The organism is Lentzea alba, assembly GCF_011067745.1.
In the GTDB taxonomy this organism is placed as follows: domain Bacteria; phylum Actinomycetota; class Actinomycetes; order Mycobacteriales; family Pseudonocardiaceae; genus Lentzea; species Lentzea alba.
This window is the reverse complement of sequence record NZ_JAAMPJ010000007.1, coordinates 208,576-230,590: the sequence shown is the minus strand read 5'-3', so window position 1 is coordinate 230,590 and position 22,015 is coordinate 208,576. Positions and strand designations below refer to the sequence as shown.

14 protein-coding genes are annotated in these 22,015 nt (G+C 68.9%); 4 read left to right on the top strand and 10 right to left on the bottom strand.

Going from position 1 to position 22,015, the window contains the following annotated elements; translation table 11 throughout:
• Both G7043_RS25880 and G7043_RS25875 read left to right on the top strand, forming a co-directional pair.
• Positions 1–1,315 (top strand): NAD-dependent succinate-semialdehyde dehydrogenase (locus G7043_RS25880; protein WP_242642671.1); only part of this gene is annotated, 1,315 nt, incomplete at its 5' end.
• A 115-nt stretch (positions 1,316–1,430) separates the two neighbouring features.
• Complete coding sequence (locus G7043_RS25875) at positions 1,431–2,102, top strand: GntR family transcriptional regulator (protein ID WP_166049739.1); 672 nt, start codon at positions 1,431–1,433, stop codon at positions 2,100–2,102.
• Between the two features lie 8 nt (positions 2,103–2,110).
• Here G7043_RS25875 and G7043_RS25870 read toward each other — a convergent pair whose 3' ends face one another.
• From G7043_RS25870 to G7043_RS25825, 10 genes are all read right to left on the bottom strand, one after another.
• A complete protein-coding gene (locus G7043_RS25870; RefSeq protein ID WP_313888068.1) occupies positions 2,111–2,830 on the bottom strand; it encodes an SDR family NAD(P)-dependent oxidoreductase in 720 nt (239 codons plus the stop codon).
• Between the two features lie 37 nt (positions 2,831–2,867).
• Positions 2,868–3,974, bottom strand: coding sequence for an alanine racemase (locus G7043_RS25865; protein WP_166049735.1), 1,107 nt, complete (start codon positions 3,972–3,974; stop codon positions 2,868–2,870).
• A 14-nt stretch (positions 3,975–3,988) separates the two neighbouring features.
• A complete protein-coding gene (locus tag G7043_RS25860) occupies positions 3,989–4,462 on the bottom strand; it encodes a RidA family protein (protein WP_166049733.1) in 474 nt (157 codons plus the stop codon).
• 2 nt (positions 4,463–4,464) lie between these two features.
• Positions 4,465–5,232, bottom strand: coding sequence for an amino acid ABC transporter ATP-binding protein (locus G7043_RS25855; RefSeq protein WP_166049731.1), 768 nt, complete (start codon positions 5,230–5,232; stop codon positions 4,465–4,467).
• On the bottom strand, positions 5,229–6,152 hold the full coding sequence (locus G7043_RS25850) for an amino acid ABC transporter permease (RefSeq protein ID WP_166049729.1): 924 nt from the start codon (positions 6,150–6,152) through the stop codon (positions 5,229–5,231). The genes G7043_RS25855 and G7043_RS25850 overlap by 4 nt, the downstream gene beginning before the upstream one ends.
• Entirely contained in the window at positions 6,152–7,081 is a 930-nt protein-coding gene (locus tag G7043_RS25845; protein ID WP_166049727.1) for an ABC transporter substrate-binding protein, read from the bottom strand. The genes G7043_RS25850 and G7043_RS25845 overlap by 1 nt, the downstream gene beginning before the upstream one ends.
• A 55-nt stretch (positions 7,082–7,136) precedes the next feature.
• Complete coding sequence (locus tag G7043_RS25840) at positions 7,137–8,411, bottom strand: NAD(P)/FAD-dependent oxidoreductase (RefSeq protein ID WP_166049725.1); 1,275 nt, start codon at positions 8,409–8,411, stop codon at positions 7,137–7,139.
• A 17-nt stretch (positions 8,412–8,428) separates the two neighbouring features.
• A complete protein-coding gene (locus G7043_RS25835; protein WP_166049723.1) occupies positions 8,429–9,109 on the bottom strand; it encodes a haloacid dehalogenase type II in 681 nt (226 codons plus the stop codon).
• Between the two features lie 275 nt (positions 9,110–9,384).
• Positions 9,385–9,546, bottom strand: a complete 162-nt coding sequence (locus G7043_RS25830) for a hypothetical protein (protein ID WP_166049721.1) — start codon at positions 9,544–9,546, stop codon at positions 9,385–9,387.
• 77 nt (positions 9,547–9,623) lie between these two features.
• On the bottom strand, positions 9,624–9,851 hold the full coding sequence (locus tag G7043_RS25825) for a DUF2188 domain-containing protein (protein WP_207311725.1): 228 nt from the start codon (positions 9,849–9,851) through the stop codon (positions 9,624–9,626).
• Between the two features lie 210 nt (positions 9,852–10,061).
• Here G7043_RS25825 and G7043_RS25820 point away from each other — a divergent pair, with 210 nt between their 5' ends.
• Positions 10,062–13,037 (top strand): BTAD domain-containing putative transcriptional regulator, encoded by a 2,976-nt coding sequence (locus G7043_RS25820; RefSeq protein WP_166049716.1) that lies wholly within the window; start codon positions 10,062–10,064, stop codon positions 13,035–13,037.
• A 161-nt stretch (positions 13,038–13,198) separates the two neighbouring features.
• On the top strand, positions 13,199–22,012 hold the full coding sequence (locus tag G7043_RS49490) for an RHS repeat-associated core domain-containing protein (RefSeq protein ID WP_166049713.1): 8,814 nt from the start codon (positions 13,199–13,201) through the stop codon (positions 22,010–22,012).
• Positions 22,013–22,015 lie beyond the last annotated feature (3 nt).

The following is a 22,015-nucleotide window of genomic DNA, read 5'->3' as shown; positions in this document are numbered from 1 at the left end:
GGCGGGGGGGCGGGCCGGCTGTGGGGGGGCCCGCCCCCCCCGGCGGGGGCCCGCGACCCCGCCCCGCGTCCGCAGCGAGATCCTCCGCCGTGCCTACGACATCATCGTGTCCCGCACCGAGGAACTCGCCCTGCTGATGACCTTGGAGATGGGCAAACCTCTCGACCAGGCGCGCGGTGAGGTCGCCTACGCCGCCGAGTTCTTCCGCTGGTTCTCCGAAGAGGCCGTCCGCGTCGACGGAGGCATGACGACCGCACCGGACGGCAAGAACCGCCTGATGGTGCTGCGTCAGCCCGTCGGTCCCTGTCTGCTGATCACCCCGTGGAACTTCCCGCTGGCCATGGGCACCCGCAAGATCGGCCCGGCGGTCGCCGCCGGCTGCACGATGGTCCTCAAGCCGGCGCCTCAGACTCCGTTGTCCACCCTCGCCCTCGCCGCGATCCTCACCGAGGCCGGACTGCCCGACGGCGTGCTCAACGTGGTCGTCACCTCGGACGCGGCCGGGGTCGTCGAACCGTTGCTGCGCGGCGGGCAGATCCGCAAGCTCTCCTTCACCGGCTCCACCCAGGTCGGCAAGATCCTGCTCGCCCAGTGCGCCGACACGGTGGTGCGCGCCTCCATGGAACTGGGCGGCAACGCACCCGTCATCGTCTTCGACGACGCCGACCTGGACGTCGCGCTCGAGGGCACGATGCAGGCGAAGATGCGCAACATGGGCGAGGCGTGCACCGCCGCCAACCGGATCTTCGTCCACAGCTCGCTCGCGGAGGAGTTCGCCGCGCGCCTGGCTGACCGCATGGAAGCCCTCACCGTCGGCGTGGGCACCGAACCGGGCATCGACGTCGGCCCCCTCATCGACGACACGGGCCGCGGCAAGGTCCACCAGCTCGTGCTCGACGCCGTGCAGCACGGCGCCAAGCTGGTCACCGGTGGCGAACTGCCGGACGGCCCCGGCTGCTTCTACCCGCCGACCGTGCTGACCGGAGTCACCGCCGAGGCCGCCATCACGCAGACGGAGGTCTTCGGCCCGGTGGCGGCGCTGCGCACCTTCGACGACGAGGACGAGGTCGTCGCCGCCGCCAACGACACGGACTGGGGTCTGGTCAGCTACGTGTTCACCCGCGACCTCGACCGCGCGCTGTGCGTGAGCGAGCGGCTCGAGAGCGGCATGGTCGGCCTCAACACCGGTCTCGTCTCCAACCCCGCCGCGCCGTTCGGCGGTGTGAAGCAGTCCGGCCTCGGCAGGGAAGGCGGCCGGGCCGGCATGGACGGCTTCCTGGAGTACAAGTACATCGCCATCCCGACGGGGAACTGACGCTGCGGCTGGATCCTGCCCGGGAAAGGTTCCACCCCTGTCGCAAAGCCCACGGCCAGGCTGTCAGCCTGGCCGTGCCGGTATAGTCGACAAAAGACAAAGGGAGGCTGGGGGAGTGGACACCAAGTTCCAGTGGCAGGAAGACCGGACGACGACGCCGGAAGGCGTCTACCGCGTGCTCCGAGCCGCCATTCTCGACGGAACCGTGCCTCCCGGCGGGCAGCTGCGTGAAGCGCACATCGCCGCGGACCTGGGAATCAGCCGGTCCCCGCTGCGCGAAGCGCTGACCAAGCTGGAGGAAGAGGGGCTCATCGTCAAGATCCCCTACCGCGGGGCGTTCGTCGCGGAGGTGAGCGCTCAGGACGTCGCCGAGATCGACGCGATCCGCCTGCTCGTCGAGCCGTACGCCGCCGAGCTGGCGATCGACGCGCTGCGTGGTCGTGAAAAGGCGGCGTTGCTGCAGACTGTCGATGACCTCCGCGGGGCTTTGGAGAAGAACGACATCCCGGCCAGTGTCGACGCGCACCTCGGCTTCCACCGGTTGTTCTACGACCTCTCCGGCAGCGGTGCACTGCAGAACCTGTGGAACGGCTGGGAGACCAAGCTGCGGCTCTACCTCAGCGTCGATCACCAGACCTACAGCGATCCGCGCGAGCTGGCCGTCGAGCACGAGAGGCTGGCCGCGATCGCGCTGGAGGGCTCCATCGACGAGTTCCGCGAAGAGCTGGCCGCCCACTTCCAGACGGGGCTCAGCGGCAAGGCGGAGGTTCGTCCCCGGCAGGCGTGAAGCCGTGCTCAGAAGGCGGTGTACCCGCCATCGACCGGCAGGACCGCTCCGGTGATGTAGGTCGACTCCGACGACGCCAAGAAGAGCACCGCGTCGGCGACCTCCTCCGGTGTGGCGAGGCGCTGGAGCGGGATCTGGGTCTCGCGCTCGCGACGGTGGGCCTCGGGGTCGGCGCTGCGCTGGAACGACGCCTCGATGATCGGCGTGACGGTCAGGCCGGGGGCGACGACGTTGACGCGGATGTTGCGCGCTGCCCATTCGATCGCCGCGCCCTTGGCGAGCATGATCAGGCCGCCCTTGGCCGCGGAGTACAGGACTTCGCCCGCCTTGCCGACCATGCCGAGCCGTGAGCTGACGCAGACGAACGAGCCTCCCGCGGCGGGCATCAGCGGCGCGAAGTGCTTCATCACCAGGAACGCGCTGAGCAGGTTGCTGTCGAGCACGTTCTTCGCGGCCTCGCGGGTCATCTCGGTGAGCGGGCTGCTCGCCTGCAGGCCGTGGTTGAGGACGACGACGTCGACGGTGCCGAACGACTCGGCGGCCTGGCGGGCCAGGGCTTCGACGAACGCCTCGTCGTTGAGATCGCCGGGGACGTACAGGTCGCCGGGCTGGGCGGTGTCGAGTCGCTCCCTGCGGCTGGTGAGTAGCAGCCGTGCGCCCTCGCGGCGGAAGTGGGAGCTCACCGCCTCGCCGATGCCGCTGCCGGCGCCGGTCACCAGGGCTGTCACGTGGTCGAGTCTCATGTCGGGCAACTACTCCTGTAGGTCAGCTGAGGAATCCGCGGGCGTCGATCGGCCAACGTTGCAGCGATGTGCCCGTGCTGTCGGTGATGATCAGCTCCTCGAAGTTGATCACGACCGGGCAGACGTGGTTCGGCACCACCGGCAGCACGGTGCCGATGCCGGGGCGGAACTCACCGGCGGGCAGCCCGAGGAATCCGTGGTACTCGTTGAGCTTGGTGAGGACGGCCTTCGTGCCGGCGATGCCGCCGTAGCCGCGTTCGGCGCTGCCTTCCCGGCTGAGGGCTTTGGTGCCCGCGTCGACGATGACCTGGTCCGCGACCCAGTCGCTGACCACGGTGGTGGCTACGAACAGCGCGACCTGGTCGTCCGTGCAGGCGCCGAGCCGGGTGTTGTCCAGGTCGCAGAAGACGTACTCGCCGGGACGGATCTCGGTGATCACGCCACTGCTGGTGAACTCGACGGTCGGGGTGGAGCCGGCACTCACTACCTGCGCGGTGACCCCGGCAGCGGTGAGGCTGCGCACCGCGGTGACGAGCGCGGCGTCCTGGTCCCGCGCGGCGCGCAGGCGAGCGTCCGGGCCGGCGCTGCCGTGGCCCGGATAGGTGAAGACGCCCACGGGCACGAGACCACGCCTGCGGGCGGCCAGCGCGAGATCGCCCGCGCGCTCGGGCGGTGCCCCGGAGCGACGGGCGCCGCAGTCCACCTCGATCACGACCTCCAGCCGCTCCGGTTCGCCCGCCATCGCGTCGGCGAGTGCGTCGATCGCAGCGACGTTGTCCACGCCGACCCGCAGCCGGACGGCCTCGGTCAGCCTGCGCAGCCGTGCGCCCTTGGTTCCCGAGGGCCAGACCGGGTAGGCGAGGAAGATGTCGTCGAACCCGGCGGCGGCGAAGACCTCGGCCTCACCGACGTTGCCCGCGGTGATGCCGACCGCTCCCGCCGCGAGCTGGCGCCTGCCGATCTCGACGCACTTGTGCGTCTTGACGTGGGGCCGGACGTGGAGACCGTGCTGGTCGGCGAACGCCTGCATGCGGTCGATGTTGTCCTGCATGACGTCGACCAGCACGATCGGCGCCGGGGTGTCGATCCGCCCGGCGAGGGCGGCGAGCGTTCGTTGGAGCCGGTTCACGCTGCACTCCTCTCCTACACCGCGGTGCAGACCATCTGGATCTCGACCGGACTGTTGCGCGGCAGCCCCGCCACGCCGATCGCGGTGCGCGCGTGCCGCCCGTTCTCACCGAGCACCTCGACGAGGAGGTCACTGGCCGCGTCGGCGACGCGCGACTGCTCACCCAGATCCGGCGTGCTGGCCACGAAGACCAGCATCTGCACGACCCTGACCCGGTCCAGGTCTCCCACCGCGTCCGCGGCGATCGCGAGCGCGTTGAGGGCGGTCTGGCGGGCGAAGCCGCGTGCCGCCGGCACGTCGACGTCCCGGCCGACGATGCCCTGGCCCAGCAGCACGCCGTCCCGGTACGGCAGCTGGCCCGAGATGTAGATGCTCGAGTCCACCGCCTTGTGGTTCACGAAGTGCGGGCTCGCACCGAACCCGAGGGCGGGCAGCTCCAGACCGAGAGCCCGGAGCCGATCGGTTGCCGTCGTTGCCGTTTCGACCATCGTCACAGCACCCTTTCCAGGAACTCTTGGGTTCGTTTTTCGCGGGGGTTGGCGAGTACTTCGCGCGCGTCGCCGCGCTCCACCGCCACTCCTTCGTCCATGAACAGCACCTCGTCGGCGACGTCGCGGGCGAAGGCCATTTCGTGGGTGACGAGGAGCATGGTCATGCCGTGGTGGGCGAGGTCGCGCATGACGGCGAGGACTTCGCCGACGAGTTCGGGGTCGAGTGCGCTGGTGGGTTCGTCGAACAGCATGATGCTGGGGTCCATGGCGAGGGCGCGGGCGATGGCGACGCGTTGTTGCTGGCCGCCGGAGAGCTGGGCCGGGTATTTGTGACCGCACCCGTCGAGCCCGACCTGGGCCAGGAGTTCCTGGGCACGCTCTCGGGCGAGTTTGCGGTCGATCTTCTTGACCAGTACCGGGCCGGACATGACGTTGTTTTCGGCGGTCATGTTGGGGAAGAGGTTGAACTGCTGGAAGACCATGCCGACGCGGGAGCGTTGCTCGGCGAGTCGTTGCGGGGAGACGGCGTGGTAGGCGTTGTCCTTCTCGACGTAGCCGAAGTCTTCTCCGTTGACCCGCAGGACGCCGCGGTCGACGGTCTCCAATCCGTTGACACATCGCAACAGCGTCGACTTGCCGGAGCCGCTGGGGCCGATGATGCAGGAGATCTCGCCGGCCTTGACCGACAGGTCGATCCCGCGCAGGACCTCGTGACTTCCGAAGCTCTTGTGCAACTTGCGGGCGACGATCGTTCCGTCGGCTTTCACAGCAGCGACTCCTTTGTCGCGGTGGCGACCGCCGCCGGCCTGCGGGTCGAGCGGGAGAAACGGCGCTCGATCATGGACTGCGGCACGCTGAGCGCCATCGTCATGATCAGGTACCAGAGGCTCGCCACGATCAGCAGCGGAATGGTCTGGTAGGTGCGGGCGTAGATCGACTGGGCACTGTTGAGCAGTTCGGCCACACCGAGCACGCTCACCAGCGACGTGCCTTTGAGCATGCCGATGACCTGGTTGCCGGTAGCGGGGATGATCGCGGGCATGGTCTGCGGGATGATCACGTGCCGCAGCCTGGTGAACCCGCTCATGCCCAGCGAGTCCGCGGCCTCGTACTGGCCGCGGCCCACGGAGGCGAAGCCGCCGCGGATGATCTCCGCCATGTACGCGGCCTCGTTCAGCGTGAGGCCGACGATGGCCGCGGTGAGCGGGGTCATCAGCGTGTTCACGTCCACTGGTGTGGAGATGTCGGTGAACGGGATGCCGATGGAGACGTTCGGGTACAGCGCCGCGATGTTGAACCAGAAGATCAGCTGCACCAGTACCGGCGTGCCGCGGAAGAACGTGATGTAGAGCCGCGCCAGACCGGAGATCGGTGCCTGGTGCGACATCCGCATCACCGCGAGCACCAACCCGAGCAGCACGCCCAGTCCCATGCTCACCACGGTCAGCACCAGCGTGAGGGCCAGACCGTCCAGAATGGACTCCGTGGTGAAGTAGCTGAACACCACCGGCCACTGGTAGTTCTCGTTCGTCACCGTCGTGTAGAGCAGGCCGGCGACGACGGCGATCGCGGCAGCCCAGCAGGCGTAGTCACGCGGACGTTTCGGCGTGATCCGCTTTTTGTTCTCCGGCAACAGTTCAGATGACGGCCGGCGCCCGGTCGTCGAACCGATCGTGGTCGTCGACATCACTGCCCCAGGGGTACGGCCATCGCCGCGGTCTCGATGCCCAGGCCCTGGAAGCCCCAGCGGTCAAGCGCCTCGGCGTACTTGGGACTGTCGATGATGGACTGGATCGCCGCCTGGATCGCTGGAGTCAACGCGGAACCCTTGGGCAGTGCCACGTTCACCTTCGCCGAGACCACCCTTTCTGGCAGGACTTCCAGCACGGTGGGCTGCCGTTTGGCCGTCCACGACAACGAGGTGAAGTCGTACATGACCGCGTCGAGGCGCTTGGAGGAGAGCTGGGTCAGTGAGTCGTTGACGCTCGGCAAAGTGACTCCGGTGATGGCCGGTTTGCCCTTGCTGGTGCAGTCCTTCTCGTTGAGCTGGGGCAGCCACTTGATTTCCGCGGTGGTGCCGGACTGCACGCCGACGCGGTGCCCGCACAGCTCGTGGACAGCCAGCTTCTGCGGGTTGCCCTTGGGTACCGCGACACCGGTGCCGTTCTGGAAGTAGTTGACCATGTCGAGCACCTTCAGCCGCTCTTCGGTGGCGCCCATGGTGGTCGCGGTGAAGTCGAACCTGTTGCCCTGCAGACCTGGGATGATGGTGTCGAACTTGACGTTGTCGATCTGCAGCTTCACCCCGAGCTTGGCCGCGATCAGCCGCGCCATGTCCGGGTTGAACCCGATCGGCGTCTTGTTGTCCGTCGCCATGAACGTGGTCGGTGGACTCGACAGGTCCATCGCCACCGAGATCCTGCCCTTGGCCTTCACCGCCTCGGGCAACAGCTTCACCGCCGCCGGATCCGGCTGCACGCCCGCCGAGATGTCGTCGGTGTGCTCGACCTGATCGGACTCCTTGGGCTGCGTGGCGTCGACCGACCCGCACGCGACCAGCGCGAGTGTCAGGGACGTCGCGGCGAACGCGGCACGCAGTGGTGTGGTGACTCGCATGGTGGCCGTCCTTCTTCAGACTGGGAACGTGGTGCGGGACAAGGAGGCGGCCCGCTTACTTCATGAGGTCCTTGAACTTGTAGTAGGCGCCTGCGAAAGGCAGGAACCAGGGCGGTCCGAAATGCCCGGGGATGCGGGTGAACTTCAAGTCGTGCCAAGGGTTCGCGCTCGTCGTCCCGTTCAGGTACTCGGCCATCTGCTTGCCCATGTGCGTGGCCATCTGGACGCCGTGACCGGAGTAGCCGAGCGAGTAGAACAACCCGTCGCGCTCGCCGGCGTGCACCATGCGGTCCATGCTCATGTCGACCAGGCCGCCCCAGCAGTAGTCGACCCGTGCGTTCGCGAGCTGCGGGAAGACCTCGACCATGGACTTCTGCAGGATGCGCCCGCACTTCTCGTCCGACTGCGGGTTGGACATGGTGAACCGGGCCCGACCGCCGAACAGCAATCGGTGATCCGGCGTGATCCTGAAGTAGTTCAACAGGTTCTTCGACGTCGACGCCATCCGCCTGGTCGGCAGCAGCTCGTCGCAGACTTCCTCGTCCAGCGGTTCGGTGACGATGATGAAGCTGCCGACGGGCGCGATCCTGACCTGCTGCCAGCGGAACGGCCGGCGGGTGTAGCCGCTGGTCGCGACGAGCACCTGGTCCGCCTGCACGGTTCCGCGCGGTGTGACCAGTTCGTGCCGCGTTCCGTTCAGCCGCCGGACCTGCTCGACCGGTGCCTTTTCATGGATCGTGGCGCCGGCCCGCACCGCTGCCTCGGCGAGTCCCTTGGTGAACTTGCCGACGTGCAGCCCCGCGCTCTTGGAATCGACCATCGCGCCGTGGAAGCAGTCAGAACCGATTTCCGCGCTGAGCTCGTCCCCGCTCACCAGGCGCGTGTCGACGCCGATCCCGGACAGCGCCTCGACGGTCTTGCGCAGGCCGTCGACGTGAGCCGGTTTGGACGCGAGGTTCAGCTTGCCGGTGCGGGCGAAGTCGCAGTCGATGCCCTCGTCGCCCACGAGCTTCTCGATGGTGTCGACCGCGTCGTGGTATGTCAGCAGGTACGCCTTCGCGGTCTCCAGGCCGTAGCGGCTGACCGCGTCGCGGAAGCCGATCGACAGTCCGGTGGTGGCCATGCCGCCGTTGCGGCCGGACGCACCCCAGCCGACCGTCTCCCGCTCGAAGACGTGGACGTTGGCGCCCTTCCGCGCCAGGTGCAGGGCCGCCGAGAGGCCGGTCAGCCCTGCACCGACGATCGCGACGTCGACCCGCCCACCGATCTCGGTCCGCGACCGGGAAGGGCCCTGTGGCGCGGTGTCGAGCCAGTAAGGGGTGAACTTCATCGCTGTTCTCCTGCTCTTCAGGGGCGGGGCAGACCGAAGAGGACGGGGAGGTCGGCGATGTCGGTGATCCGCTTGCAGCCGAGCCACGGGTGGTCCGGCTCGAAGCCGCGGTCCATGTACACCTTGTTCTCGAAGCCCATGACGGTCGCGGAGCGGAGGTCGTACTTCGGACTCGCCGAGACCCACACGATCTCGTCGGGCGTCGCGCCGAGCTTGTCCAGCGTGTACTTCCACGCGTGCAGCCGCGGCTTGTAGCAGCCCATCTGCTCGGCGGTGATGACGACCTCGAACGGGGCCTTGAGGTTCTCCACGAGGCTCGGCGCGTGGACGTCATCGGTGTTCGTCACGATGACCAGCGGAACCTCCTCGGCCAGGCGGTTCAGGGCCTCGGTGACACCGGGGTAAGGGGTGAACGTGGGGATCTGTTCGTACACGGCCTCAGCGTCACCGGCGCGGTACTCCAGGCCGAAGTGGCGCAGGGTGCGCTCCAGCGAGTGAGCGATGATCTGGTGAAACGGCTTGTAGTCGCCCAGGGTCTCGTCGAACCGGAACTCGTTGCCCGTCCGCAGGAAGTCGTCGGCGATCTCCGCGGGGAGCCGGTCACCCAGGACCCGGCGGATCACCTCGTTGATGCGGAAGTGGATCAGTGTCCCGTTCATGTCGAACGTGACGAACTTCGGCTTGCTCTCGAACTTCACTGCTCCTCCTGTGTTCGACCGTCGTTTGTCGATTGTCGACCATCTTGCGAGAGGTGTCAACGTCGCAATCCTGTGGGGTGCCACGGGCACGGTGCTGCGGTGGCATTGGCGCTTGGTGGTGAGGAAGCTGACGTGAGCTGCGTGCTCGTCAACTTGGCGTCGAGGTTCTGGCCGTAGCGCACACTGCCGCCCGACGCCCCAGCCACCAGGGTCGAGCCAGGCGAGGCCCCGGCGGAACCTGGTGAGCAACAGCCAGGCCGTGGTGGCGAGTCCGATCAGCTGAAGCCTGCTAGGCCGTGCGGCCAGACTCCCTGCTTGTTGCGCAGAAGGTTCCACACCTCTTCAGCAGGCCGTGAGTTCATCAAGGCAGCCTCGTCGAGCAGCTCGGAGGTGATCGCGGTGCGGTTGTTCGGGGTCGACGCCCCGAGTCTGCTCACCGTCACCTGCCGTGCCCGATGGCCTCCCGGTTCGCCCTGGAGGCCATCGGCTGGGCCTTGTACCGCCTGATGCGTCCTCAGCCGCGGATGTTGCGCGGGTCGCTGCTTCGCGGGTAGGTGTTCTTCTCGCTGATCGTGCCGTCCATGTTGCGGATGATGTGCTCGACTCCGTGTTCGACGGCCATTTCGCGGCCCCTGGCGACGGCCTCGCCCTTGGTGTCGTGCGTGCTGGACGCCTGCGTGTTGCCTTCGACCTTGTTCTTCCAGGTTCCGTTCTCGTGGTAGGTCTCGACGTCGCCCTGCATCACGGCCTCCTCGCTCGTCTGATCGTCACAGGTATGCCCGGCAACAAGATCTTCGACACGTGAACCTGGCTGACGTGCGTGGCGGTTCTCCGCGAGCAGACTCGACGCCTTGCCGACTAGCCACACCGGGGCGGCGATACGTCCGAATTCTGCTGACAACGACATGTCGGGCCAGGCATCCTCTGCAAGGGGGGACGTCAGGGGGATCAGATGTCGACAGGCAGTCCGTTGCGCGCGAAACGGATCGAATTGGGGCTGTCCCAGCAGGAACTCGCCGATCGGTCCGGGCTCAGCGTTCGTGCGGTTCGCAACCTGGAGAAGAACGGCATCGCGACCGCCCGTGCCGCGTCGGTGCGGCGAATCGCCCGTGCGCTAGGTGTTCAGCCCGACGCTCTGTGCGAGCCTGCGCGGGCGGCTGTTCGCGTCCGTGTGCTCGGTCCCTTGGACGTTTCCGATGCAGACGGTCCCATCCCGCTCGGTGCTCCGATGCAGCGATGCCTGTTCGCACTGCTCGCCGCACAGCCGGGAATCCCGGTGTCGCGCGAGGAGATCGTCGAGACCCTGTGGCGCGGTCACCCACCACCGACTTGGCAGAACGTCGTGCACACCTATGTCGGGCGACTGCGCAAAACGGTTCGCGGCGGCCAGGACCACCAATGCATTGCCACTGTCGGCGCGGCCTACGTCCTGACCGCCGACGGACTGGGACTGGACGTGCTCGACTTCGACCGCCATGTGGCCACAGGAGCTCGACTCGCCAGCGAGGGCGATCTGGTGGCGGCCGCGGACGAGTACGCGACGGCTCTGGCTCTGTGGCGAGGTCCGGTGTTCGCGGACCTGCCGGAATCGCTTCGCACCGGGCCCGTCTCGGCGGCCGTCGGCGCGCGGCGGGTGCGTGCGGCGCTGGCCTACGCGGACATCGCCCTCGTCATCGGTGATCACGACCGCGCGGCCTCGGCCCTGCGGCCGTTGGTCGACTGCGAACCATTTCACGAAGGACTGCACAGCCGTCTCATGCTCGCGCACGCGGGTGCGGGCGACCAGGGTGCGGCTCTGGCCCTGTTCGCCGGGATTCGCGCCCGGCTCGTCGACGAACTCGGTGTGGACCCAGGGGTCGAACTGCAAAGGGCACATTACGACGTGCTGCACCAACAGGTGCGTTCGCCCCGATTGCCGCCCCTGACCGTCGCGCCCAGGCAACTGCCCCCTTCGACACCGTGGTTCACCGGTCGCTCGGCAGAGCTTTCGGAACTGGACGCCGCGGTGACCACGGCCTCCGCGGCTGGTGGGGCCGTGGTCCTGTCGGCGGTCGCGGGCGCCGGCGGCATGGGAAAGACGTCCCTGGCACTGCAGTGGGCGCACGACAACATCGATCGATTCCCCGACGGCCAGCTCTTCGTGGACCTGCGCGGCTTCGACCCGAGCGGACAACCCGTGCCGCCCGCCGTCGCGGTGCGCGGGTTCCTCGCCGCGCTCGGCGTCGAGGCCAAGAACGTCCCCGCCTCTCCGGAAGCCCAGGAAGCCCTGTACCGCAGCACGATCGCGGACAAGCGCGTGCTCCTGGTGCTGGACAACGCCGCCGACTCGGCGCAGGTCGTGCCACTGCTGCCCGGCACGGCGTCCTGCACCGTCCTGGTGACGAGCAGGAACCGGCTCGCTGATGTGGTCACCAGGCACTGCGCTCGCATCGTCCATCTGGACGTGCTGAGCGAACCCGAAGCGCGCCGCCTGCTGACCAGGAGACTGGGTACCGCGCGCACCGCGGCCGAACCCGACGCCGTGATCCGGTTGTTGGCGTCCTGCGCAGGCCTTCCCCTGGCGCTCGGCATCGTGGCCGCCCGAGCGGAGATGCGCCAGGACATGTCGCTCGCGGCGCTCGCCGACGAACTTCGCGACACCGGAGACCGGCTGCGTGGACTCGACGCGGGCGAACCGGCGTCCGACCTGTCGGCCGTGCTGTCCTGGTCGTGTGCGGCGCTCGCTCCGGAACACCTCGAGGTGTTCGAAGTGCTCGGTTCGGTGGCGATGCCCGAGATCGGTGCGCACGCGGCTGCGGCTCTCACCGGCCGCTCCCCGGCGTCCGCCGCGTCCGCGCTGCTCGCGCTGGAACGCGTGTCGCTGGTGGAACAGCCCGAGCCGGGCAGGTTCCGCATGCACGACCTGGTCCGGCTTTACGCCGCTTCCCGTACCGGCGAACACCACCGCGCGGTTCGGCGGCTGATCGACTTCTACGTCCACACCGCCTACGCGGGCGACCGCCTCCTCGATCCGACCAGGCAGCCGATCGAGATCGGCACACCCCCACCGTCCTGCCGCCCGCAACCGCTGGACGACAGGGCCGCGGCGACGGCCTGGTTCGACACCGAGCACACCTGCCTGCTCGCCGCCCAGCGCGCGGCGGTCGAACTCGGTGACCACGTCGCCACCTGGCAGCTCGCTTGGGCGTGCGACACGTTTCACCAGAAGCGCGGAGAACTGCACGACCAACTCGCCCTCTGGAACCGCGGTTTGGCGGCGGCGCGCGCCCTGGACGACCCGGTCGTCCTGGCAGTGGCGCACCGGCGTCTCGGGCTGTCCCACCTCGCTCTGGCGGCGTACGCCGAAGGGCTCGACCACCTGCGCCGGTCGCTGGCCTTCACCGAGCGGAACGCCGACATCGCACAGCAGGCGCACAGCCACCAAGCACTCGCGTGGGCGTATGAACAACTGCTCGAGTTCACGCCGGCGTTGACGCACGCCGTCGAGGCGCTGCGGCTCTACCGCGCGGTGGGCAACAACATTTGGATCGGCAAGGCCTTGAACGCGACCGGGTGGTACCACGCCGAACTGGGAAACCACCACGAGGCCGAGCTGCACTGTGCGATGGCACTCGAACTGCAGCGCCGCGAGGGGTTCCGCGCCGGCGAAGGGAACGCGCTGGACAGCCTCGGGTACATCGCGCACCTGTTGGGCGACCACCGAACCGCGGCTGATCACTACCGTCGGGCGATCGAGGTGTTCCGCGAGATCGGCCACGCCTACTCGGAAGCCGGATCACTGGACAAGCTGGGCCGCACCCTCGCCGAGGCAGGTGATACCGCCGAGGCCAGGATCGTGTGGAACCAAGCCCTGCGGTTGTACCGGGTTCAGCAGCGCTCCGCGGAAGAGGACCGGTTGAGGGCCCGCCTCAGCGAACTCACCCCGTAGTGCCGGTTTGTTGCCGGTCGATCACCGCACTCCTGCTGTTCACCCTGTTCAACGGCCTGCTGGCGGCACCTCCGCGACACCGATGTTCGTACAGTTCGCAGGCCTAGCGTGGCCAGGCCGGACTTGTACTGGGGCGAGTCCGGACGATCGCTGGGGGACTGATGTCCAAACTGCGCCTTGCCGTGCTGCTGTTGGTGCTCATCGTCTTGGCGCCGTTGCTGCCATCCGCTGTGCCGTTGCCGGGGGCCGGTGGTGCCGCCTGGCCGCGGGGAGCGGCCGAGTCGGCTCCCGAACAGCGGTCCGGGACGGCAGGCGGGCCCCACGACGCCAGCGCCGATTCGACCCGTACCGCACTCCAGTCACCGCGCCGCGACCAGCCGAGGCCGTCAGGTGCGGTGCCGGACCACCCCGCCGCGCCGCCGGAGGTCGACCGGCACGTGGTGGCGCCCGGCACGGTCCAGCCGGCGATGTCGCCGCGGCTTGAGACCCTGGCGATCGACCCGAAAGCGGTCGAGGTGCCGGACGAGCGGACCGAACTCACCGAGACGTTCCGCAACCCGGACGGCACACGCACGATCCGCACGCACGCCGCGCAGAAGTACGTGCGCGGGCAGGACGGCAGCCTGCGGCCCGTCGACCTCACGCTGGCCACCGGGGAACGGCTCGCTCCGAAGGTCGCACCCGTGCCGGTGAGTTTCGCGCCCAGCGCGGCGGCAGCGGACCTGGTCCGAGTCGACCTGGGCGAGGGGCGCGAGCTGACCTACGGCCTGCGTGCGGCGGCCGATGTCCGCGCGGCGACCGAGGGCCCGACAGCACTCTACAAAGGTGTCCGCGAGGGTGTGGATCTCCGGCTTTCCAGCACCTCGGGCGGCATGAAGGACGAGCTCGTCCTCGCGTCCGCCGCAGCGGCGAACGCCTACGAGTTCTCACTGCGCACCAAGGGCGTACGTCCACGACTGACGGAGTCCGGTGCCGTCGAGCTGCTGCAGGGTGATCATGCCGTCGCCGTGATCCCGCCCGGATTCATGCAGGACGCCGCAGCCACCCGGTCGACTGACGTCCGGTACGCGCTGGAGGAACACCGTGACGGCACCTGGACGTTGCGGATGGAGGCCGCGCGCGGCTGGCTGACCGACCCCGCGCGGGTGTTCCCCGTGGTGATCGATCCAGCGGTGATCACCTTCACCGGTACCTCGGACGACACGTACGTGCGGCCGGGTGAGCCGGGGAAGCCGGGCGACAGCGTGCTCGGCGCCGGCCGGATCGCCGGCCAGCTGACTCGCTCCTACCTGCGGTTCAACGTGCCGGCGGCGCTGCGCGACAAGTACGTCGTGGGCGCTTCGCTGGTGCTGGACAACGTCTACTCCAGCACCTGCACGCCACGGCCCGTCACGGTGTTCGAGGTGACGCAGGGCTGGGGCACCGACCTGGGCTGGCCGGGTGCCGCGGTGGGAGCGCCCCTGGGTGCGAAGTCGTTCGCACACGGCGAGTCCTGCGGGCCGGCGGCCTGGGAAGGCATTCCGCTCGACGCCGACGCGATGACCAGGTGGACGCACGGGTGGGGGGTCCAGCACGGGTTCAGCGTGCGGGCCACCGACGAGAACGACGGGCACGGCAAGAAGTTCGCCTCCCACGACTCGGCGAACCCGCCCTACCTGGATGTGCGCTACTCGCCGGTGGGCGCCGCGTTCGAGGTCGTGCGGATCGTCCTGCCCACCAACGTGGACGAGGGCAGGCTCGTGGCGAAGGTGACCAACCAGGGTGCCGAGACCTGGGCCGCCGGTGGCGCGGTCAAGTTCGGCCACATCGTCGAGGGCCGGGCGCCGCGGGTGGAAGGGGTGCTTCCGCACGCCGTCGCGCCGGGACAGTCCGCGACCCTCGACGTCGCGCTGAGCCCCATCGCGCCCGGCGAGTACAAAGTGCGGCTGAGCATGTGGGGCCCGGACGGTCGCAACTTCTTCGAGGCGCACGAAGTGCCGTACGGCGTGTTCCTCCTGCGGGTGCACAACCTCCCACCGACGACCAACTACCAGCAGCCGCCCAACGGCGCCACGGTCGAGACGCGGACACCCACGTTGTACGCCAAGGGCATCGACCCGGACCGGTGGCCGGAGAAGGGGCTGACCTACAAGTACCGGATCTGCACCGACCAGGCGCTGACGCTGAACTGCGAGGAGTCGGACTGGACCGGCCAGAGCTGGGTGCCCCGCCCGTTGTTCTGGAGCCGCACGTACTCCTGGGGCATCAAGGTCTCCGACACGGTGGCCGACACCCCGGGCTGGGCCACCCTGGCGCTGACCACGCGCGTACACCAGCCGGAGATCACCTCGCACCTCGCGGGCAGCCCCGGCTCCGTCGAGGGCCCTGGGCTGGACCCGCAGATCGGCAACTACTCCGCCGTCGTCACCGACGCCTCCGTCGCGACGGTCGGCCCGGACCTGACGATCTCCCGCACCTACAACAGCCTCGATCCCCGCAAGAACACCGCGTTCGGCACCGGCTGGTCGTCGCGCCTGGACATGCGGCTGGAGCCGGACGAGGACGGCTCGGGCAACGTGGTCGTCACGTTGGCGTCCGGCCGGCAGATCCGGTTCGGCCGCAACCCGGACGGCACGTTCGCCGCGCCGGCGGGCCAGGCCGTCGACCTGGTCTACGTCGACGGCGGCGAGGCCCGCTACGTGCTGCGTGACGTCTCCGGCAGCCGGTGGGTGTTCGACCTGCCCGGCCGGCTCGTGTCGATCTTCGATCCCGCGGGACTGGAGGAGAAACTCACCTACGACGGCCAGGACCGGGTGGCGACGATCAGCAACCTGGTGAGCGGCCGGACGCTCACGATCACCTGGACCGGCGCGCACGTCGCGCAGGTGCGCACCGACGCCCCCCGGGCCGGGGCGCAGCCTCTGGCGTGGACCTACACCTACACGGGCGACCGCCTCACGAAGGCCTGCGGTCCCGGCACCGAGCCGGGCTGCACGAACTACCAGCACCAGAACGGTTCCCACTACCGCAGCACGGTCCTCGACAACGCCCCGCGTGCCTACTACCGGTTCGGTGAGACCACCGGAAGCGCGTTCGGCACGGTCACCGCGCGGCGTCCGGGCGCGGACGCCGCGACCCAGCACGGTGTCGTGCTCGGTGTCGACGGCGCAATCGCGGGCACCGCGGACAAAGCCGGCCTGTTCGACGGGTCGAGCAGCCGCGTCGCCGTGCCGGAGAAGCTCATCTCCGAGTCGATGTCCAGCTCCGTCGAGCTGTGGTTCCGCACCACCGCCCACGGAGTGCTGGTGAGCTACGCCGACAAGCCGTTCCCCGACACGTCCACCCAGTCGACGCCGTTGCTGTACGTCGGCACGGACGGGTTGCTGTACGGCGGTTTCGCGATCCGCGGCACCGGTGGTGCCCGGCAGATCGTGAGCACCGCGGAGGTCGCCGACGGCCGTTGGCACCACGCCGTGCTGTCCGCCGCGGTGAGCACGCAGACCCTCTACCTCGACGGCGTCGCGGTCGGCACCCTGCCGGGGCTCGTCGACCACCGCGACCGGACCCACCTGACGGTCGGGGCCGGCAGCGGCAAGGACTGGCCCGCCACCAACGGCGGCGCGTTCCACTTCAACGGCGCGATCGACGAGGTGGCCTTCTACAGCCACACCGTCGGCGCCCTCGCCGCCCGGCGTCACCACGCCGCCGGCCAGTCGTCCGACCTGCTGAGCTCAGTGTCGTTGCCGCGCAACAACAAGCACGCGACACTGACCTACGACGATCTCCAGGACCGCGTGCGCACGCTGGTCGATCACCAGGGCCGCACCTGGACCCTGGACACGCCCACGGTGCTCGACGCCGTCCGCACCGCCGTCCTGCGCGGCCCCAGCACCCACGGCGACTGGACGTACACCGCCGACCTCGACCAGGGAGGCCGAACCTCGGCCAAGTCGCACAACGGAGTCAGCACGAAGTACGAGTACAACACCGCGGGCTTCCCGTCCGCGACCGTCGACGAGAACGGCCACCGCACCGAGCAGACGACAGACCCGCGGGGCAACGTGCTGAGCCGCAAGACCTGTCGTACGACGGGTTCCTGCAACACCACCTACTACACCTACGTGACCTCAGCTGACCCGCTCGACCCACGCCGCGACAAGCTGGCGTCCACTTCGGACGCTCGCTCCACAGGCCCGGACGACACGCGCTACCGCACCAGCTACACCTACGACACCCGCGGCATGCCGACCGGCGTCACCCACCCGAAGGCCGACGGCGTGGCGGCCACGCCCAGCCAGACCAGCATCTACTCCACCGGAACCGAGGACGCCGTCGGCGGCGGCAAGACGCCCAAGGGCGTCCTGATCCGCGATGCAGGACCGCGCGGGCAGACCACCACACGGGAGTACCGCGCCAACGGCGATCTCGCACTGGTCGTGTCACCGTCCGGGCTGCGCACGAGCTTCGAGTACGACCTGCTCGGCCGACAGCGCACCGCGACCGTCTCCAACAGCGGCCTGGCCGTCATCGGTGTCTCCACGACCGAGTACGACGACCGCGGCCAGATCGCCAAGACGACCGCGCCGACGACCGTCAACGCCGTGACCGGGGCCTCCCACACGAGAGTCACCGACTACTCCTACGACGCCAACGGCAACGTCACCAGGACCACCGTCTCGGACAACGGTCAGCAGCCGCGCACGACGCGCACCGCCTACGACGACAGCGATCGCGTTTCAGAGACCACGTTCCCGGACAACACCAAGGAAACCCGGACCTACCAGGACAACTCGCTGACCCTCGTGGTGAAGGACGCGCGCGGCACCGAGTGGGTCACCAGGCACGACGAGCACGGCCGCGTGCTTCAGCACGAGGCACGGGGTTCCGGCGTGGACCCCGAGAACGCCGCCGCCACCTCCTTGCGGCTGGAGGCACGCAGCTACGACCCGGCGGGCCGGCTGTTCTCGGTGACGGACGCGATCGGCCGCCGCACCGACTTCGGGTACTACGACGACGACCTGCTCGCCACCACGACCCGGATCGGCTACACCGGCACGGACGGCACCCGCCGCGACGTACTGCTGGACAAGCGCACCTACGACCCGGCGGGCAACCTCGTCGAGCAGGTCGCACCGGGCGGCGCGACCACCGCCCACACGTTCGACGCGGCCGGGTTCGTCACCACCTCGACGTTCGATCCGGCCGGGCTCAACCGGAAGACGACGTTCCAGCGCGACGCGGCGGGCAACCCGACGCGCGTCGAGGTGCGCGGCGCCGCGAACCCGGACCGGGTGGAAACCACCTCGTACCAGTACAACGTGCTCGACCAGGTGGTCAGGGAGGATGCGCACCTCGACGCCTCGACCGTCCTGTCGACGGTGCTCGACCGCGACGAGCGCGGACTGGTCCGCTCCTCGACCGACCGCCGTCAGATCACCACCCGCTACGAGTACGACGCGGCCGGTTCGCTGGTGCGCACGATCGACCCGGCCACCGACGCGTGGGTCAACGGGACGGTCACGCGCGGCTTCAACCGTGCGAACTCATTGGGCTACAACGCCTTCGGTGAGGTCACGCAGTCCAAGGACGGTACCGGCGCGGTGTCGGTGACCGAGTACGACGTGATGGGCCGCGTGATCGCGGGCACGGTGCCGGACTACACCCCACCTGGCGGGCAGCCCATCAAGGCCACCACCCGCACCAAGTACGACCAGCTCGGCAACGCGGTCGAGCAGCAGGACCCGCTGGGCCGGGTGACGGTCAACTCCCACGACCCGTACGGCCGGGTGCTCACCTCGACGCTGCCGCAGGTCGGCACCCAGCCGAGCGTGCTGACCTACCGGTACAACCGGGCCGGTGAACTGGCGGCGCGGACGGACCCGCAGGGCGCGGAGACCAGGGCCACCTACGACGAGCTGGGCCGGCAGATCACCACGACCGCCGTGGAGCGCACCACCGATCCCGTCGCGTTCTTCACCACCAGGACCGAGTACGACGACGCCGGCAACGTGCTCGCCGTCGAGACACCGCAGGGCAACCGGAAGCTCACGACCTACAACCGCGCCGGTGAACCGGTGACCTCGACCGACCCCACCGGACGCGTGACCGAGCTCGGCTACGACCTGGCCGGGCGGCAGGTGACGCGCAAGGACCCGACCGGTGTCGTGTCGGCCACCGGCTACGACCTGCTCGGACGCGCGGTCCGCGCGGCGCAGTCCGTGGGCGGGCAGGAGCTGCGGGCGTCGGTGATCGACTACGACGGCAACGGCAACGTGGTCCGCAAGGTCAGCCCGGAAGGCCGCACCACGACGTTCGGCTACGACGAGCTGAACCGGCAGTCGGTCGCGGTGGAGCAGATCGACGCGGGGAAGTCGATCACCGTTCGGACCGGCTACGACACGCTGGGCAACCGCAGCCGGTTCGTCGACGGCAAGGGCAACGTCACCGACTACACCTACACGCCGTGGGGTCTTCCGGAGTCCACTGTGGAGCCCGCGACCTCGTCGACCCCGGCGCTCGCCGACCGCACCTGGACCACGGTCTACGACGCCGCCGGGCAGATCGTGTCGCTGCGCAAGCCCGGCGGGGTGACCACGAGCCGTGAGTACGACGCGCAGGGCAGGCTGACGGCCGAGAAGTCCACCGGGGCCACCGACAGGTCCTTCGGTTACGACCGCGCCGGCCGCACCACCCGCGTGGACGGTGCGGGTGGAGCCACGTCGTACTTCTACGACGACCGCGGCAACCTGATCTCGCAGGCAGGCGCCGCCGGCACCGCGACCTACACCTACGACGGTGACGGCACGGTGGCGACGCGCACCGACGCCACCGGGAAGGCCACGTTCACCTACGACCCGGCAGGACGGCTGAAGACCGTGGCCGACCCGGTGACCAGCCGGACCGCCTCGTACGGCTACGACTCCGCCGGGCGGTTGTCCTCCACAGTGGACACTTCGGTCGGTGGCAGGGTGTTGCGCCAGTTCGGCTACGACGCGCTGAGCAGGCTCGCCTCCGACCGGCTGGACCAGTTCGGCGAGCCCGGTGTGCCGCCGCGCACGATCATCGGCGTCGACTACGCCTACGATCGCGACGACAAGCTGAAGTCCAAGAGCGGCAACAACTACGGCTACGACGGTGCGGGCAGGCTCACCTCGTGGACCGACCCGGCCGGCGCCGTGACGGCTTACGGGTGGGACGACGCGGGCAACCGCACCTCGGCCGGCGCCGACACGTTCACCTACGACGAGCGCAACCGCCTCAAGACCGGACCGGGTGAGACCTACTCCTACACCCCGCGCGGCACCCTCGCCTCGGTGACGGCGAACGGCTCGACGCGCACGCCCGAGTTCGACGGCTTCGATCGCCTGGTCCGCGACGGGGCAGCGGTGTACGGCTACGACAGCCTCGACCGGGTGGCCTCGCGCAACGGCACGAAGTTCACCTACGCGGGGCTGACGAACGAGGCGGTGTCCGACGGAAGCCGGCTGATCAGCCGGTTGCCGGACGGGACCGCGTTCTCCGACAAGGCCACCGGTGGCACCGGGCGGATGCTGTTCGCCGATCGGCGTGGAGACGTGATCGGGCGGTACCTCAACAACTCCGTGGACGGCAAGCGGACGTTCGACCCGTTCGGCAAGGTCACCGCGTCTTCCGGGGACACCTCGTCCATCGGGTTCCAGGGTGACTGGACCGACCCGGACACCGGCACGGTCAACATGTCGGCTCGCTGGTACGCGCCGGGGGCCGGGCAGTTCATCAGCCGCGACAGCGCGACGCTCGACCCGTCACCTTCGTCGGCGGCGAACCGGTTCCAGTACGGCGACAACGACCCGATCGGCAACATCGACCCCACCGGCCACGACGCCATCTCCGACATCTGTGAGCTCTCCTCGCCGGGACGAGACAAGAAGGGAAAGCAGAAGCAGAAGAGCGGCATGGGCGGCTGGTTGGACATCTTCACCGGGTTCATCTGCGGCAGTCCCCTCCGCGGAGACCAAGGGTGCGGAGGTATGCCCGGCGGGTGGCACAAGGGCGACAACGGCGACTACTACTGCCCCTACACGGGCAGGGACAAGCCCAAGAACACAGGCAGCCGAGGAATGCAGCTCGAGTGTTCGCGCGGCGCCTCCTGCTACGACAAGGTCGGTCCCGGCGCGCCGAGACCCCCTGTGGGGCCGGGGCCGGGGCCGGGAGTGCGCGACCCCAAGCGGCCGAACCAGCCGAGGACGAATCCGCCGCGCGTCTACTTCTCCCCGCCGCCCCCACCGCGCTGGGCGATCGACGCACTGACCGCACTGGGCACTCTGGCCGCCGGAGCGACCGTCGTCAACAGGGCGATCGAGATCCACGCCGTCGGCACGGGCACCCAGCTCATCGACCGCACCCTCGACCTGGTCGACGACGCGACGCGGATCACCAGGGACACCCCGCGGGTGCCACTGCCGATCCCCGTGCCCGTCGGCGAGCCGGAGAACGAGCCGGAACCCGACGAGGACTTCGACGAGGACGAATGCTTCGCGGGCCTGCGGGACGACGAGGTGTACAACACGCCACGCGAGAAGATCGAATACACCAAGAACTACCCCGGCAAACACCTCGGACTGAAGCCGAAGCGGGCGACAGGTGGTATCGCCTGCCTGATGACGACGGTGCCCAGCGAGGGCCGGGAGAAGCCCGGTAGGCCGATCGGCTACGAGAAAGGTCATCACAGCAGCCACATCATCGGGCATCAGCTGCACGGCGACGACTACTCCGACAACCTCGTGCCGCTCGACGGCAACGTGAACACGCCGGACATGCTGGCCGTCGAGAACGCGGTCGCGCGGCACCTCAACACCGGCCAGCGGATCTTCTACCAGGTGACGGTCAACTACGCGGACCTGAACGGCGTCGTGCCCGTCTCGATGACGATCATCGCCAAGGGAGACATGGGGTTCTTCTGCTCGGTGATCATCCGCAATCCGCGCCCGCCCAACGGAAACCAGAAGTGTCCGTGACAT

What these genes read in the sequence shown, in the direction of transcription:
- G7043_RS25860 (WP_166049733.1), bottom strand. Translation starts at nt 4,462, where the DNA reads ATGGTCGAAACGGCAACGACGGCAACCGATCGGCTCCGGGCTCTCGGT.
- G7043_RS25850 (WP_166049729.1), bottom strand. Translation starts at nt 6,152, where the DNA reads ATGTCGACGACCACGATCGGTTCGACGACCGGGCGCCGGCCGTCATCT.
- G7043_RS25845 (WP_166049727.1), bottom strand. Translation starts at nt 7,081, where the DNA reads ATGCGAGTCACCACACCACTGCGTGCCGCGTTCGCCGCGACGTCCCTG.
- G7043_RS25840 (WP_166049725.1), bottom strand. Translation starts at nt 8,411, where the DNA reads ATGAAGTTCACCCCTTACTGGCTCGACACCGCGCCACAGGGCCCTTCC.
- G7043_RS25825 (WP_207311725.1), bottom strand. Translation starts at nt 9,851, where the DNA reads ATGCAGGGCGACGTCGAGACCTACCACGAGAACGGAACCTGGAAGAAC.
- G7043_RS25820 (WP_166049716.1), top strand. Translation starts at nt 10,062, where the DNA reads ATGTCGACAGGCAGTCCGTTGCGCGCGAAACGGATCGAATTGGGGCTG.
- G7043_RS49490 (WP_166049713.1), top strand. Translation starts at nt 13,199, where the DNA reads ATGTCCAAACTGCGCCTTGCCGTGCTGCTGTTGGTGCTCATCGTCTTG.